The 14,131-nt window shown below is 63.6% G+C and carries 13 protein-coding genes and 1 pseudogene; 7 read left to right on the top strand and 7 right to left on the bottom strand.

Annotation, left to right across the window (positions count from 1 at the left end):
• Window positions 1–49: 49 nt before the first annotated feature.
• Complete coding sequence (locus tag WAB17_RS02240) at window positions 50–937, top strand: TorF family putative porin (RefSeq protein ID WP_435418417.1); 888 nt, start codon at window positions 50–52, stop codon at window positions 935–937.
• Window positions 938–1,087: 150 nt separating this feature from the next.
• Window positions 1,088–1,525: a VOC family protein gene (locus tag WAB17_RS02235; RefSeq protein ID WP_435419415.1), complete on the top strand. Its 438-nt coding sequence runs from the start codon at window positions 1,088–1,090 to the stop codon at window positions 1,523–1,525.
• Between the two features lie 3 nt (window positions 1,526–1,528).
• On the opposite strand, the gene nhaA is transcribed toward WAB17_RS02235, so the two are convergent.
• Window positions 1,529–2,755: a Na+/H+ antiporter NhaA gene (gene nhaA / locus WAB17_RS02230; RefSeq protein ID WP_435418416.1), complete on the bottom strand. Its 1,227-nt coding sequence runs from the start codon at window positions 2,753–2,755 to the stop codon at window positions 1,529–1,531.
• Between the two features lie 88 nt (window positions 2,756–2,843).
• Between nhaA and WAB17_RS02225 the strand changes: the two genes are divergently transcribed.
• The 5 genes from WAB17_RS02225 to WAB17_RS02205 all read left to right on the top strand — a co-directional run bounded on the left by WAB17_RS02225 (window position 2,844) and on the right by WAB17_RS02205 (window position 8,855).
• Window positions 2,844–4,265 carry a glycosyl transferase family protein gene (locus WAB17_RS02225; RefSeq protein ID WP_435418415.1) on the top strand — a complete coding sequence of 474 codons (1,422 nt, stop codon included), beginning with the start codon at window positions 2,844–2,846 and terminating at the stop codon, window positions 4,263–4,265.
• Window positions 4,262–5,359: a hypothetical protein gene (locus WAB17_RS02220; protein WP_435418414.1), complete on the top strand. Its 1,098-nt coding sequence runs from the start codon at window positions 4,262–4,264 to the stop codon at window positions 5,357–5,359. Before WAB17_RS02225 ends, WAB17_RS02220 begins: the two co-directional genes overlap by 4 nt.
• Before the next feature lie 50 nt (window positions 5,360–5,409).
• Window positions 5,410–6,324, top strand: a complete 915-nt coding sequence (locus WAB17_RS02215) for a sulfite exporter TauE/SafE family protein (protein ID WP_435418413.1) — start codon at window positions 5,410–5,412, stop codon at window positions 6,322–6,324.
• Window positions 6,321–7,076, top strand: coding sequence for a TIGR02186 family protein (locus WAB17_RS02210; protein WP_435418412.1), 756 nt, complete (start codon window positions 6,321–6,323; stop codon window positions 7,074–7,076). The genes WAB17_RS02215 and WAB17_RS02210 overlap by 4 nt, the downstream gene beginning before the upstream one ends.
• Window positions 7,077–7,175: 99 nt before the next feature.
• Window positions 7,176–8,855, top strand: a complete 1,680-nt coding sequence (locus tag WAB17_RS02205) for an ATP-binding protein (RefSeq protein WP_435418411.1) — start codon at window positions 7,176–7,178, stop codon at window positions 8,853–8,855.
• Window positions 8,856–8,858: 3 nt separating this feature from the next.
• Here WAB17_RS02205 and WAB17_RS02200 read toward each other — a convergent pair whose 3' ends face one another.
• The 6 genes and pseudogenes from WAB17_RS02200 to WAB17_RS02175 all read right to left on the bottom strand — a co-directional run bounded on the left by WAB17_RS02200 (window position 8,859) and on the right by WAB17_RS02175 (window position 14,129).
• On the bottom strand, window positions 8,859–10,256 hold the full coding sequence (locus tag WAB17_RS02200; RefSeq protein WP_435418410.1) for an MATE family efflux transporter: 1,398 nt from the start codon (window positions 10,254–10,256) through the stop codon (window positions 8,859–8,861).
• The gene (locus tag WAB17_RS02195) at window positions 10,253–10,984 is read right to left on the bottom strand and encodes a 7-carboxy-7-deazaguanine synthase QueE (protein WP_435418409.1); all 732 of its coding nucleotides are present in this window, start codon (window positions 10,982–10,984) and stop codon (window positions 10,253–10,255) included. Before WAB17_RS02195 ends, WAB17_RS02200 begins: the two co-directional genes overlap by 4 nt.
• 317 nt (window positions 10,985–11,301) lie before the next feature.
• A complete protein-coding gene (locus WAB17_RS02190; protein WP_435418408.1) occupies window positions 11,302–12,117 on the bottom strand; it encodes a zinc-dependent peptidase in 816 nt (271 codons plus the stop codon).
• A 132-nt stretch (window positions 12,118–12,249) separates the two neighbouring features.
• Window positions 12,250–12,669, bottom strand: a complete 420-nt coding sequence (locus WAB17_RS02185; protein ID WP_435418407.1) for a hypothetical protein — start codon at window positions 12,667–12,669, stop codon at window positions 12,250–12,252.
• Window positions 12,670–12,806: 137 nt separating this feature from the next.
• A pseudogene (locus WAB17_RS02180) lies at window positions 12,807–13,124 on the bottom strand (valine--tRNA ligase); the annotation flags it as partial.
• Window positions 13,125–13,202: 78 nt separating this feature from the next.
• Window positions 13,203–14,129: a hypothetical protein gene (locus WAB17_RS02175; protein WP_435418406.1), complete on the bottom strand. Its 927-nt coding sequence runs from the start codon at window positions 14,127–14,129 to the stop codon at window positions 13,203–13,205.
• Between the last annotated feature and the right edge of the window lie 2 nt (window positions 14,130–14,131).

Genomic DNA, 14,131 nt, shown 5'->3' with positions numbered 1-14,131 from the left:
TCGATGCGCAGGTGGGACGAAGCGACACACAAAAGCAAGGAAGCTTGTCATGCTTACGTCCTTTCGCGGCCTAGCCGCTACTCTTCTTGCCGGTGCGGCCACGATTGCCACGCCTGCCTTCGCCGCCGACGACATTGTCGAACAGTCGTCCGCAGCCATCCCGGCTACTCCGGATGCCGAAGCCGCAGCGGTTGTGGATACCGGCACGCTGGCGGTGGCGACCACCATCCGGGCTGGCGATGTGCCGGCCGATGAAACGGTCAATTCTACGGGCGGCGAGAGCGGTTTCGAATTATCGGGCAATGTGGCCCTCGTTTCCGATTACCGTTTCCGCGGCGTATCCTTCTCGGATGGCGATTTCGCCCTGCAGGGCGGCCTCGATCTTACCCACACGACGGGCTTCTATGTCGGAACCTGGGCTTCGTCGATTTCGGGCGGTACGCCCTATGGCGAGGTCGAGCTCGACGTCTATGCCGGCTGGACCGGCGACATCGCCGATGGCGTCACCTTCGACGCCGGCCTGCTTTACTATATCTACCCGACCGGTGGCGAGATCGCCGATCCGCTCAACTTCGATACCGACTACTTCGAACCTTATGCCTCGATCGCGACGACGCTGGGGCCGGTCGGCGCGACGGTCGGTGTCGCCTACGCCTGGGACCAGGATTCCCTTGGCGGCGACGACAACCTCTACCTGTATTCCGATTTCGAGGTCGGGATCCCCAGCACGCCGTTCTCGCTGACCGCCCATCTGGGCTACACCGACGGCTTCTTCGCGACCACCGGTGACGGCGAATCGTTCGACTGGGGCGTCGGCGCCAAGGCGGCCCTGGGGGACAATTTGACCCTCGGCCTCAATTACGTCGACACCGAAGGTCCTGCGGTGGAGGATTTCACCGATGCCGGGATCTTCGTGACCATCGGCTACAGCATGTAAGGTTCCCCGAAAGGGGCCACCAGCGAGGCCCGCACCGCTAGCGCGGTGCGGGCCTTGGTTTTTGGTCGGTGTCAGAGGACGGGGTTGAATTCGCCAACGATAACCGTACCTGTCAGTCTGTTACCGGACGGCCAAACTGCGGAGCTTCGCCTGACCCGTTTCCTCCATACCATGATCCGCGTCACCGATCCCGACGCGACAGTCGCTTTCTTCAAGCTGATAGGCCTCGAGGAAGTTCGCCGGTTCGATAACGAGGCGGGACGCTTCACCCTGATCTTCCTCGCCGCGCCGGGGCAAGCCGGCCTTGCCGAGGTCGAACTGACATACAACTGGCCGCCGGAGGACGGGAGCGTCCCCGAGGAATACAGCGGTGGCCGCAACTTCGGCCATCTCGCCTACCGAGTCGAGAATATCTACGACACTTGCCAGCGGCTCGCCGATGCCGGGGTCACGATCAACCGCCCCCCGCGTGACGGCCATATGGCATTCGTAAAAGCCCCGGACGGCATTTCGATCGAGCTGCTGCAGGAAGGCCACCTGCCTCCGCAGGAACCGTGGGCAAGCATGCCGAATACCGGCAGCTGGTAGCGGTCAGGACGGCGAGGCGACCTTTCCAGCGGGAAGGCCCCGGGCCAGCCGCAAGACCCCGTAGCCGAGCAGGGAAGACAGAAGGGATCCGAGCAGGATTCCGAGCTTCGCCTCCTCGATCAGGAATGCGTTGCCGGCAAAGGCGAGGCCGCTGACGAACAGCGACATCGTGAAACCTATGCCGCACAGTACCGACACGCCCCATATCTGGGCCCAGCTCGCCCCTTCGGGCCGGTCGGCAAGCCCGAGCTTGTCCGCCGCGAACACTATCGAGAAAATGCCGGCCTGCTTGCCGATGAAGAGGCCAGCGATAATCGCCAGGGGCAGCGGATCGAAGACCGCTTCCGCGCCCAGGCCGCCCAGGGCAACCCCGGCATTGGCAAAGCCGAAGACCGGGACGACGAGATAGGCGCTCCACGGGGCCAGCCCGTGTTCCAGATGCTCGAGCATGGTATCGTCGTTCTGCCCGCGCATGGGGATGGTCAGCGCTGCGGCAACCCCGGCAATGGTGGCATGGACCCCCGAATTGAGCACGAAGTACCACAGGACCAACGTGAGCAGGATGTAGGGCCAGTAGGAATCGACCTGCCTGCGGTTGAGCGCGAACATGATCCCGACGGTCACCGCCGATGCCGCCAGCCACATCAACTTGATATTGGCGGTGTAGAAAAAGGCGATGACCAGCACGGCGCCGATATCGTCGACAATCGCCACCGTCAGCAGGAACAGCCGCAGCGACGGAGGGACCCGGTTGCCCAGCAATCCGAGCACGCCCATGGCAAAGGCAATATCGGTAGCCGCGGGGATTGCCCAGCCGCGGAGCAGTTCGTCCGCCCCTTCGGCCGAAACGACGAGATAGTAGATCGCGGCCGGCACGATCATGCCCGCAGCCGCGGCAAGGATCGGCAAGCGCCGCTGGTCTGCAGTCGATAGCTGCCCCTCGATCCATTCGCGCTTAACTTCCAGCCCGACGACGAAGAAGAAGACCGCCATCAGGCCGTCGTTGATCCACAGATGCAGCGTGTCGAGCTTGGGGATCGGCGTCCAGGGGAGCGAATCGTGGAACAGGCCGTGATAGGCGTCCGCGAAAGGCGAATTGGCCGCCAGCATGGCTGCCGCAGCCACCAGGATCAGGAGGATGCCAGCTGAGGCATCGCTGGTGAAGAGAGCCTTCACCGGCGCAAAGGCTGTTGCGAGTATCTTGGTCGGTGCGGGAAGTTTTTCGGCCATGACCAATGCTCTTGCGGCAAAATTCCAATGTTGCAAGGGTACATGGGGTTGGCTAATCGAACACGCAGGGACAGGGTCAGGGGGACTCGTGCATTTCGCCGGCTACACGCCGGGCGAATGGTTGCTACTCGCTCAATACGAGCTTTTGCTCTTTGCGAGCCTGTTTTTCCTTATCGGCGCGATCGACGAGCTGGCGATCGATTTGCTCTGGCTGCGCTTGAAACGCAGCGGGCGGATCGTCACAGCCAGTCTGCAGCCCGCCGGAAATGCGACCGATCGTCCCCGTCCGCTCAGCGGCCCCGCCGCGGTCTTCCTTCCCGCATGGCAGGAAGATGCAGTGATCGGGACCACGGTCCGCCACATGCTCGAGGCATGGCCGCAGGGCGACTGGACCCTCTATTGCGGCTGCTATCCCAATGACCCGCTGACCATCGCCAGCGCGAGCGGGTCGTCGTCCGGCGATCCCCGCGTTCGCGTGGTCGTTCATTCGGTGCCCGGCCCCACGACGAAGGCCGATTGCCTCAACCGGCTGTATCGCGCGCTTGAAGAAGACGAGCGACGGCACGGGCGGCGGTACCGGATGGTGCTGCTGCACGATGCGGAAGACATGGTCGATCCGGCCGCTTTGCCCATGCTCGATTCCGCCATCGACCAAGCTGACTTCGTTCAGCTGCCGGTGCTGCCTGTCGTGCATCCGCGATCCCGCTGGATTGCAGGGCATTACTGCGACGAGTTCGCCGAGGCTCACGGCAAGGCGATGCCGCTCCGCGATGCTATCGGTGCGGGCTTGCCGTCGGCCGGAGTCGGGTGCGCGATCGCGCGCGAACAGCTGGCGCTGCTCTCGGCCGCGCGCGGGGACGGTCTTCCCTTCGATGCCGGAAGCCTGACGGAAGACTACCAGCTCGGCCTGTCGATCCGCAGGCTCGGAGGAAGGACGCGGTTCCTGCGCGTGCGGCACGCGGATGGCAGGCTGGTTGCGACGCGCGCCTATTTCCCGGGACGGCTGGACGAAGCGGTGCGGCAGAAGACCCGCTGGTTGCACGGCATTGCCTTCCAGGGCTGGGAAAGGCTCGGATGGAGCAGGTCCGTCGCCGAATGCTGGATGCGGATGCGCGATCGGCGCGGGCCCTTTTCCGCACTGGTCCTCGCGACAGCCTATCTCCTTGTCTTGCTCGGGGCCCTCAGTCTCGGGCTCGCGGCGACAGGGATGGCTCCGGCAATCGAGTCTTCCCCTCTGCTCACGGCACTGCTGGCGGTGAATTTCGCCAGCCTGCTGTGGCGGGCGGTGATGCGGGCCGGGTTCACCGCGCGCGAATACGGTTGGCGCGAAGGGCTTCGCTCGGTCCTGCGTATTCCCGTCGCCAACATCATTTCCATCATGGCCGGTCGCCGGGCAGTGATCGCCTATGTCGGCAGTCTTGCCGGAGGGCAGGTGCGCTGGGACAAGACCGAGCATCGCGACCATCCGGTCAACCCTGTGCAAACGGTCGGCCAAGGGCCGCCTGCATGAGCGGCTCCGGCGTGCGGCGGGGTGAGCCACTGGTGGTTCTCGCCCTCATCCTCGGCGGGTGGATAGCTGTCCGGGCGGTGGTGTGGGTGCCGCCCTTCGCAACCGCGCGCGGGGTCGAGGGAAATCGTGGCGATGATGCCCCGAACGAAGCACGGTTTCCCGACGACTCGGCCATTGCGAGCGGTCATCCCGAACCGGCGCACCCGCTCTTCATCCCGTTCCGGCAACGACAGGGCCAGCCGGTTCCAGGGAAGTGGAATGCGGTCCCTGTCCCTTCCGTTCGTCCGGCGATGGCCGGCAATAGTCCCGGATCCTCGTTCCTGCCTGCCGCGACGACGTTCGCACTATCCGCCGGTCCGGGCCCGACCGGCGATGGCCGGGCCCCCTCACTCGCCGGCGGACCAGTGCCCGGTCTGGCGAGGGAGGGGCCAGCCACGAAACGATGGCGCATCGATGGCTGGGGTTTCTGGCGCGAAGGCAGCGCAGGTGGCCGTTCCCCCGGTGCCGGCCCGTATTCCGGTTATGGCGGTAGCCAGGCCGGCGTTTCCCTGCGCTATCGTCTCGCCGAGGGCGGCGGACACCATCCCTTTGCATTTGCCCGTGCAACAACGGCGCTGGTCCGTGATGCGGAGACGGACATCGGTGCCGGGCTCGGCGCCCGGCCGATCGCAGGTGTACCGGTGACGCTGCTGGCCGAAATGCGTTTGACCGACACGGCCGGACGCAGGATTGTCCGCCCGGTGGCGACCGTCGTGACCGAGCTCGCCCCGTTGAAGCTGTCGGACACGATGGTCGCGGAAGGCTATGTCCAGGCAGGCTATGCCGGCGGGGAATTCGCCACGGCCTTCGTGGACGGCCATGCACGCGTCGATGCAGACGTCTTGCGCGTCGGCGATGCGGATCTCAGCGTCGGCCTGGGTCTTTGGGGCGGCGCGCAAAAGGGCGCCGAGCGGCTCGATGCGGGACCCTCGGTGAGCGTACGCCTGACGCTCGGCGACGTGCCGGTGCGCATTTCGGCCGACTATCGCCAGCGCCTCGCCGGCGACGCCCAGCCAGGATCGGGTGCGGCGCTCACAATTGTCGGAGGATTCTGACGCCAGCCTGCTTTAATCTGTCGCCCCGGTAAGCTACGGCTCGGCGACCCATGGACGTCTATCTTCCCATCGCCAATCTTTCCGTCAACGGGCTGGTGATCGTCGCCCTCGGGACGCTGACGGGGATATTGTCGGGCCTGTTCGGGGTCGGGGGCGGGTTCCTCACCACCCCGCTGCTGATATTCTACGGCATCCCGCCCACCGTCGCCGCAGCATCTGCTGCCACGCAGGTCACCGGCGCCAGCGTGTCGGGCGTGCTTGCCCACCAGCGGGCCGGCGGGGTGGATTACCGCATGGGCGGCGTGCTGGTCGTAGGCGGGGTTCTGGGCGCGCTTGTCGGCGCCGGGCTGTTTCGCCTCTTCCAGCTGCTCGGCCAGATCGACGTCGTCATCAACATCCTCTACGTCCTGATGCTCGGGACGATCGGTGCGTTGATGATGCGGGAATCGATCGAGGCGCTGCGGTCGAGCAGGGGAGGCGCGCCCGCGCCGGCCGCGAAACGGCGCCATCATCCGCTGGTGGCCTCGCTTCCCTACCGCTGGAGGTTCTATGCCTCGGGCCTCTACATTTCCCCGTTGGCCCCGCTGATCCTCGGCTTCCTGGTCGGTATCCTGACCATGCTGATGGGCGTAGGGGGCGGTTTCATGCTCGTGCCGGCGATGCTCTACATCCTCGGGATGAGCGGGCGGGTGGTGGTCGGTACCTCGCTGTTCAACATCCTGTTCGTTACAATGGCGACCACGATGACCCATGCGCTGACGACCAAGGCCGTGGATCTTGTGCTGGCAGCGCTGCTGCTGCTCGGGTCGGTGATCGGCGCCCAGTTTGGCACGAAGATTGCCCTGCAAGCCCGCCCGGACCTCTTGCGCCTCGTCCTGGCGACCATCGTCCTGCTGATCGCCTTGCGGATGCTGTTCGGCCTCGGGGTACAACCCGACGAAATCTATTCGGTGACGCCGCTGTGAAGCGGCTCGCGCTCCTGTTCGTGGCCTTCCTCGCGCTGACGGCGCAGCGCGATCCGGTGCTGGTGCCCGAAGTCTCGCAGCATCGGGTCGAACTGCAGCAGGGCTTTACAGGCACGACATTGCTGCTGTTCGGCGCCGTGCTGGGCCCCGGCGGCGTGCAAAGCGGCGATCCCTACGATGTCGTCGTGGTCCTGCGCGGTCCGTCGCAGCCGATCCGGCTGCGTGAAAAGCAGCAGGTGGGCGGCGTCTGGATGAATGCCGACGCGCTCGATTTCCGATCGGCCCCGTCCTACTTCGCGGTCGCTTCGAACCGGCCGATCGACCAGATCGTCGACGATCGCACGGCGGCTATCTTCGAATTCGGCACGGATTTCATCCAGCTATCCCCCAGCGGCACGATCGATCCCGAGGAACAGGCCCGGTTCCGCGACGGCCTGGTCGACCTGCGCCAGCGGCAGGGCCTCTACCTGCAGGATTTCGCCGGGGTGGAGCTGCGCGAGGGCGTGCTCTACCAGGCCCGTATCGCCTTGCCGTCGAATGTGCAGGTGGGTACCTACACCGCGGAAACCTTTGCCATAAGCAACGGGCGCGTGGTCGCCTCGGCCATTGCGGAAGTGGAGGTCGAGAAGGTCGGCTTCGGGCGCTTTGTGGAGTTCGCTTCACTCGACTGGTCGTTCTTCTACGGCCTCATCGCCATCAGCTTGTCGGTCGGCATGGGGTGGATAGCCGGGCGCCTCTTCGCGCTGATCTGACCGTTCCTGCGCAGCTTCCCCGCAGGATTGACGCGATCTTAACCCTGCTGCGGCTAGGCCTCTGGCCTTGACCGAGGCAAGGGGATCAGGGTCCGTTCGATGACAGATTTGAGCAAGCAGGAATTCGGTGCAGCCCGCGCAGCAGGCGAAGGCGCTTCGGCTGCGCAGCGGCGGCCCGCCGACAACAGCGCGCAACCCATCGGTGTGGTGCTGGAAATCGCCGGATCGGGTTCGCAAATCGCGCTCGACCTGCAGCGGCTCAACGAATGCATGACCGACGAGGACCCCTCAATCGCCCTTGCCGGCCAGGTCGGCAGCCAGATCAAGATCCGTGTCGGCAACAGCTGGCTGCTCGCCAGCGTTCGCAACCAGCGGCAGGACCGCAAGGCGGGCAGCATCCTCGCCAACATCGACTTTCTCGGCGAAGGACAGGAAGAGAAGCTGACGGGCCGCATCCACAGCTTCCGCCGCGGTGTGACCCGCTATCCCATTCCCGGCGCCTATATCTATCCGGCGAGTACCGCGGACCTCAAGATGGTCTATGCGAGCGACGGCCGCTCCAACATCCAGATCGGCACCGTCTATCCCACCAAGGACATCCGCGCCGGCCTATATGTCGATGCCATGCTCGGCAAGCATTTCGCGCTGCTCGGATCGACCGGTACCGGCAAGTCGACCAGCGCGGCGCTGATCCTGCACCGCATCTGCGAGGCTGCGCCCAACGGCCATATCCTGATGATCGACCCGCACGGGGAATACTCGGCCGCTTTCAAGAACACCGGGCTGATCCTTGACGTCTCGAACCTGCAGATGCCCTACTGGCTGATGAACTTCGAAGAACATTGCGAGGTCCTGCTGACAAGCAGCGGCAACGACCGAGAGACCGATGCCGAGATCCTGGCCAAGTGCCTGCTGAAAGCGAGAGGCAAGAACCGGCTGGCGGAACAGCTCGGCAAGATCACGGTCGACAGCCCCATCCCCTACCTGCTGTCCGATCTCGGCGCAGCGATCGCCGACGAGATGGGCAAGCTCGACAAGGCCAATACCTCGGCCCCCTATATGCGCCTCAAGACCAAGCTCGAGGAACTGAAGGGCGATCCGCGTTACCAGTTCATGTTCTCCGGCATGCTGGTCGGCGACACCATGGCGGACTTCATCGCCAAGATCTTCCGCATGCCATCCAGCGGCAAGCCGATTGCGATCATTGACGTCTCCGGCGTTCCATCGGACATCACCAGCACGGTGGTCGCGGTGCTCAGCCGGCTCGTTTTCGACTACGCCATCTGGGCGCGCGAGGAACGGACCCGGCCGATCTTGCTGGTGTGCGAGGAAGCGCACCGCTACGTGCCCAACGAGAAGAACGCCGACGGGTCGTCGGTCGGCAACATCCTCAGCCGTATCGCCAAGGAAGGCCGTAAGTACGGCATCTCGCTCGGCCTCATCACCCAGCGGCCATCCGACCTTGCCGAAGGCGTGCTGTCGCAGTGCGGCACGATCATCTCGATGCGCCTCAACAACGAACGCGACCAGGCCTTCGTCAAGGCTGCCATGCCCGAAGGCGCGCGCGGTTTCCTCGACAGTATCCCGGCCCTGCGCAACCGCGAATGCATCGTCTGCGGCGAGGGTGTCGCCATCCCGATCCGCGTCGCTTTCGACAATCTCGAGGAAGCCAAGCGCCCTGCGTCGGAAGACCCGAGCTTCGTCGAACTTTGGAACCAGAGCGGCGGCGAGGAAGAATCGGTCCTCCGCGTGGTCCAGCGCTGGCGCGCGCAGGGTTAAGCTTCAGGCCGGGGCGAGGTTGCTCCGGCCGCGCCAGCTGCCGCGGAAATAGACCGCGAGGGCGAACAGCGTCGAGAAGACAGAGCTGATGGGGAACGACAGCCAGATCGCGTCGGCCCCCAGCGCGGGGTATCCCAGTGCATAGACCGCCAGCCGGACGCCATACATCGAGGCGATTAGCACGAAGATCGGCGACCACACCTCGCCATAGGCGCGCAGCGTGCCGAACACGACGATGGTGATGCCGAAGGGCAGGTAGCTCCAGATCGCCAGCCACTGGATATGGATCGCCGCAGGCACCGCCGGGCTGTCGCCGCCGAGGAACAGCGAAAGCGCGTAGCGGTCGAACGCGACCAGCAGAACGACCAGCACCGCCGTCATGGCGAGGTTCACCACCGCCCCGTCGAAGCTGATCCGGTCGACCCGGTCTTCGCGCCCGGCGCCGATGTGCTGGGCGACCATCGCGCTCACCGCCGCGCCCATGGCGAGGCTCGGCATCTGGACATAGCTCCACAGCTGCAGCAGCGCGCCATAGGCCGCCGCCGTGATCAGCCCTTCGCGGTTGATGAGGCCGATCATCACCAGCCCCGCACCAGAAATCACCAGCATCTGCGCCCCCATCGGCAGGCCCTTGCCTATGATGAAGCGCAATTGCTCCTGCCCGGGGATAGGATAGGCGAATTCCGCCCCGCGCAGCCGCAGCGGCAGGTCCCGCCAGTAGATCCAGCCGACCAGCCCGACGAGGCCGAACAGGGTCGCAATCGCCGTCGCGGTGGCGGCGCCGGCAATGCCCAGTTCCGGAAACGGTCCGACCCCAAGGATCAGCAGCGGGTTGAGCGCGATGTCGAGCAGCACGACGATAATCTGGAAATAGAGCGGGGTCTTGGCATCGCCCGCCCCGCGCAGGCCCATCGAGACCATCACCGTCAGCGTCATCCCCGGCACGACGAGGAAGATCACCCGCAGATAGGTGAGTGCATATTCGACCGAGGCCGCAGGCAGTTCCAGCAATGCCAGCAGCTGCGGCGAGAATACCCATCCCGCCGCCGCGACTGCGATCGACACGGCGATGCACAATCCGATCCCGGCGCCGAAGGCACGGCGCGCGCCATCGAGATCGCGCGCGCCATAACGCTGGCCGACGGCCACCGTGGTCGCCATGCTGAGGCCGAAGGTCGCGGCAAAGATCAGGAACAGGACGATATTGGCATTGGCGGTCGCGGTCAGTGCCGCTTCGCCCAGCAGCCGCCCGATCCACACCGTGTTGATCGAGGCATTGAGCGACTGGAGGACATTGCCCATCAGCGTCGGCAGCGCGAACAACACCAGCGTGCGCCGGATAGGCCCGCTGGTCAGGTCGCCGCGAATGGCGACGGGCGGTGCGGATTGCGCCTCGCTCATGTGCCGCGCGTATCGCCGAACAGGTGGATGTGGAGCCGGTCGCTGAGCCGCCAGCCATGATCGAGGCAGAGCGGGACCAGCCAGTCCATCCGGCTGCGCAGCGTGGCGCTGTCGGTCCCTTCCGGCATCAGGAAGATGCGCGAGGAGGGGATGGCGTGATGATGCTGGAGCGCGATCACCTCGTCGATATCCAGCGGATCGGCGATCACGAACTTGAAGAAGGCGCGGGGGTCGGCCGCATATGCATCGAGCCGCTCCTCAATCAGCGCCAGCTCGGGCGGATTGCCCGAATGGCCGAGCTTTGGGCTGACATTGTACTGGTCGATACGGATGTCGAGCCGGGGCGGAGCCTTGGTCGTGCCGTTGGTCTCGATCTCCACGCTCATGTCGGGGAGCAGCTCGAGCAGGTCGGCCAGCGCGCCAGCCTGCAACAGCGGCTCGCCGCCGGTGATGACGAGGCGGGTCTGGTGCAGCGCCTTGATCCGTTCCGCCACGTCGGCGACCTCCAGCGTCACCTGGTTGGCCTTGCGGTCGAAGGTCGTGCCTGACCGGTGCGGGCGGTTGTCGCCCTCAAAATGCCAGGTGTAGGCCGTGTCGCACCAGACGCAGGCGAGATTGCAGCGGCTCAGGCGCACGAAGGCGACCGGCATACCGGCAGAGGCGCCTTCGCCCTGGACCGAGGCGAAGATTTCCGGCCCGCCGGTGTCGTCTGTGGCGAGCGTCAGCATGGGCTGTCTGCCCGAAAGGTCACATAAAGTTCACACCAAAACACGACATGTCCAGCCGGCCGGCAGGCGGCGACAGCAGGTCTATCGCTCATGCTGTGCGATGAGGAGGAAGGTTGCGTCATTGGATTGGATTATGTCTTGCGAAAGTGACGAAGGTTACAGCGTGTCACTTTCGCGAAGTCCTTCAAGGCTTTGAATCAAAATGTTAAATCTTGAAAGAATGCGGAAGGTGACTCGGGCGGGGGTGGAGTTTTCCGACCGGCATTCTTTGTTCTCCTGCGCCATGCCAGAAAAAAGGGCTGTAGGACAACGCCGCTTCACGCCCACTCCGCAGGATCGAGCGACAGCAGTTGGGCCAGCTGGGCATACAGTGCCGGCTCTTCGCGCTTCAGCGGCTTGGGCCGTTCGAAGAAAGTGACGATCGCTTCGGCAAAGAACTCCTGATGGTTGGTCGCGCCGTAGGGATCGATCAGCGTCGGCTCGCCGCGTTCGAGCCGTTCGACATGGTCGTGATAGGCGTCCAGCATGGCCTTCTCCCACCCGACATAGGCCTGCCCTTTTCGCAGCACGGGAATGCCGTCGGTGTGGCCGGACAGGCCATCGAGCTGGTGGGCGAATTCGTGGATCACCACATTGTGCCCGTCATTGGCCACCAGACCGCCCTGCAGCGCATCGTCCCATGACAGCACCACCGGCCCCCGCGCCCAGCTTTCGCCAAGGTTCGCGTGGTTGCCCTCGTGCACGACATAGCCGTCATGGGTTTGGCGGCCGGTCAGGTAAGCCGACGGGTAGATCAGCACATTGCGCAGCGTATCGTACCACGCCGGGCTGTTAACGACGAGCAGGCACGCCTGCGCGGCAATGGAAAGCTGCATGGCCTCGGTTACTTCGAGGCCGTTCTGCCCCCGAAAGATGACCTGGTCCATGAACAGGTTCATTTTGCCTTCCAGCGAATGCCGGAGGGGTGAGGGCAAGCGCCGGATCAGCGGGACCATTCGTTCGACCACGGCGCGTTGTTCGGGGGTGAGCGGAGTTTTTAGCAGCCGCTTTCGCTTCTGCCGCTTCAACAAATGGCGAAACACTAGCGCCGTTGCGATCAGCAGGGGAATGGAGAGTGCGAGCCATGGCGACATTCGCGGGAAGTAGGAACGGCCAAGCCGGATTGATAGTGTGGCAACTTTACGATCCAGAATGCGGATATTCCGCTTTCGGCCCCAAGGTGGACATCAGCAAGGGTGCCGTGGTTGTTGCCAACTTATGGTAGGTCAACGCGGCTTCATCGGTGGAACAATTACGGTAGGACGATAGGCCGGATCGATGAAGCTAAGGCACCATTTCATCGTTCGAAAAAAGCCCACGTCGCTTTTGGGATCGATCTTGATCCGGCAGAGGTAATTATCACCTTCGGCACCAGAGACCTCATGATAGAGGTAAGCAATTGTTGCTTCATCGGACCCATATTGAAGGATTGTCACGGCAATTTGGCCACCCTGAGAATGTCGGAGGGCTGAATTAGCGCTGCTCCACGGCTCGGATTCTTGATCAATCAGTTGCTCAAGGGTCGCCTTGGTGTCTTCTTCAGAAGAGACAAAAAAGACGTCAGCCTCATGGCCTGCTCGTTCTTCGTTCGAGAACGAGAACGCGGGGGCCAAGCTCACACCGGCAAGCAGCAAGAGCTTGAGCACACTACATCTCCCTACTTACCTGACATCTTGCCGATTACGTGAAAAAGTGGCCGAAAACCACCCTCATTCCGGCCATTCAAAACCATCACTCCCGTGCCCGAAAGTCGACGATGCGCCCGTAAGGGCAGGATTGAATCCTACCCCAGCCGCGCCAGTGCTGCTGTCAGCCGCTCTACCTCGCCCTGATGGTAGGCGAGATCGGTGCGGGCCTTCTCGACGGCTTCGGGCTTGGCCTTTTCGGCGAAGGCGGGGTTCGACAGGCGGCCTTCGAGCGACTTGGCTTCCTTCTGCGGGGCCGCGAGCGCCTTCTCCAGCCGGGCCTTTTCGGCGGCAATGTCGATGATCCCTTCGAGCGGGATCACGAACACATCCTCGCCGGCCGTCACCTGCATCGCCGGGCCGGCGTCAGCTGGCGAACCAGCAGCGTCACAATAATCAGCAAGGGGATCGATAGAACCAACCAGGGCGACATGTCGGACAAGTAGGGCCGGGTCTGTTACTTTTTTAGGTCGTTGCCGCTCATTCCTCGTCAACTAGGGAAAGTCCCATCCGTCCAGATACCAGCCATCATCCTTTCTCCGGATGGTCGCGTCATATGTCCAATACCATTCGATGCCCTGAGCCACATACTCGAGCGCGCAGTAATCTTGCGCCGAGCAGGAAACGCGGGTGAGGCGGTGATTGGCCTTGAAATCCTCACGTGAAATCGGAGGATGGTCGTCTTCGGTTGCATTGGCGATCGGCTCGCCGCCACCTACTGGAACAATCATCGCTTCCAGATAACTTTCATCATCCGAGTAGATGCTGTCGGTGACGCTTTCACGGATTGTCTCGTCGATTGCCACGTGATCGTTCCACACGATGCGGGCCATGTTCAAAGCCCGCTCTCGCGCGTTCGGTCCCATGGGTTCAAGGATGACCTCGAACACCGTTTTCTTGCCCAGCCACTCGCGAATTTGACCGAAGTGTTCGTAAAGCCGAGGATGCGGTTCAAACTCGCCCAATTCAGGATCGGCGAAACCCTCCGGTTTCCAGACATTCTCAGCCGCCGCGAGGAGCTCCGCATCCTCGACTGGTGCGATCAGTTGTCCGAGCCCGGCGAGTACGGATTGTGCGCCTTCGTTGGGGCCGTGAAAGGTGAGTGGTCCATCAGCTTCGAAACGCGCGATTTGCCCTCTTCGAAACGAACCTTGGATCGCCTCGATCTCTCCTTTGGACCCCGCCTTGATGTGAAGCGAGAGGGCCTGGGTGCTCACCGGGCCGTCGTCCTGCCTCCATGCGATGAATTCGACGGTTAGGCCGTAATGATCAACGCTGCCCGTAGGTTCGTAAACGATCCCCGGATACTGCACGACGCCGTTGATGATGACGACCGGATCGCCGTTTTGACCTGCCGCTTCTTGCGCCGAGGTTCCGGTCGGAAGCAGGAGCGCGAGGACAGAGATCAGAAGGCGATGCATTG

The organism is Parerythrobacter aurantius (assembly GCF_045291475.1).
Classification (GTDB): domain Bacteria; phylum Pseudomonadota; class Alphaproteobacteria; order Sphingomonadales; family Sphingomonadaceae; genus Parerythrobacter; species Parerythrobacter aurantius.
Note: the sequence above shows the minus strand (reverse complement) of the source record. Positions and strands in the feature narration are given on the sequence as shown.

Coding starts and splice junctions, on each gene's coding strand:
- WAB17_RS02240 (WP_435418417.1), top strand. CDS start 50: ATGCTTACGTCCTTTCGCGGCCTAGCCGCTACTCTTCTTGCCGGTGCG.
- nhaA (WP_435418416.1), bottom strand. CDS start 2,755: ATGGCCGAAAAACTTCCCGCACCGACCAAGATACTCGCAACAGCCTTT.
- WAB17_RS02220 (WP_435418414.1), top strand. CDS start 4,262: ATGAGCGGCTCCGGCGTGCGGCGGGGTGAGCCACTGGTGGTTCTCGCC.
- WAB17_RS02215 (WP_435418413.1), top strand. CDS start 5,410: ATGGACGTCTATCTTCCCATCGCCAATCTTTCCGTCAACGGGCTGGTG.
- WAB17_RS02205 (WP_435418411.1), top strand. CDS start 7,176: ATGACAGATTTGAGCAAGCAGGAATTCGGTGCAGCCCGCGCAGCAGGC.
- WAB17_RS02200 (WP_435418410.1), bottom strand. CDS start 10,256: ATGAGCGAGGCGCAATCCGCACCGCCCGTCGCCATTCGCGGCGACCTG.
- WAB17_RS02195 (WP_435418409.1), bottom strand. CDS start 10,984: ATGCTGACGCTCGCCACAGACGACACCGGCGGGCCGGAAATCTTCGCC.
- WAB17_RS02190 (WP_435418408.1), bottom strand. CDS start 12,117: ATGTCGCCATGGCTCGCACTCTCCATTCCCCTGCTGATCGCAACGGCG.
- WAB17_RS02175 (WP_435418406.1), bottom strand. CDS start 14,129: ATGCATCGCCTTCTGATCTCTGTCCTCGCGCTCCTGCTTCCGACCGGA.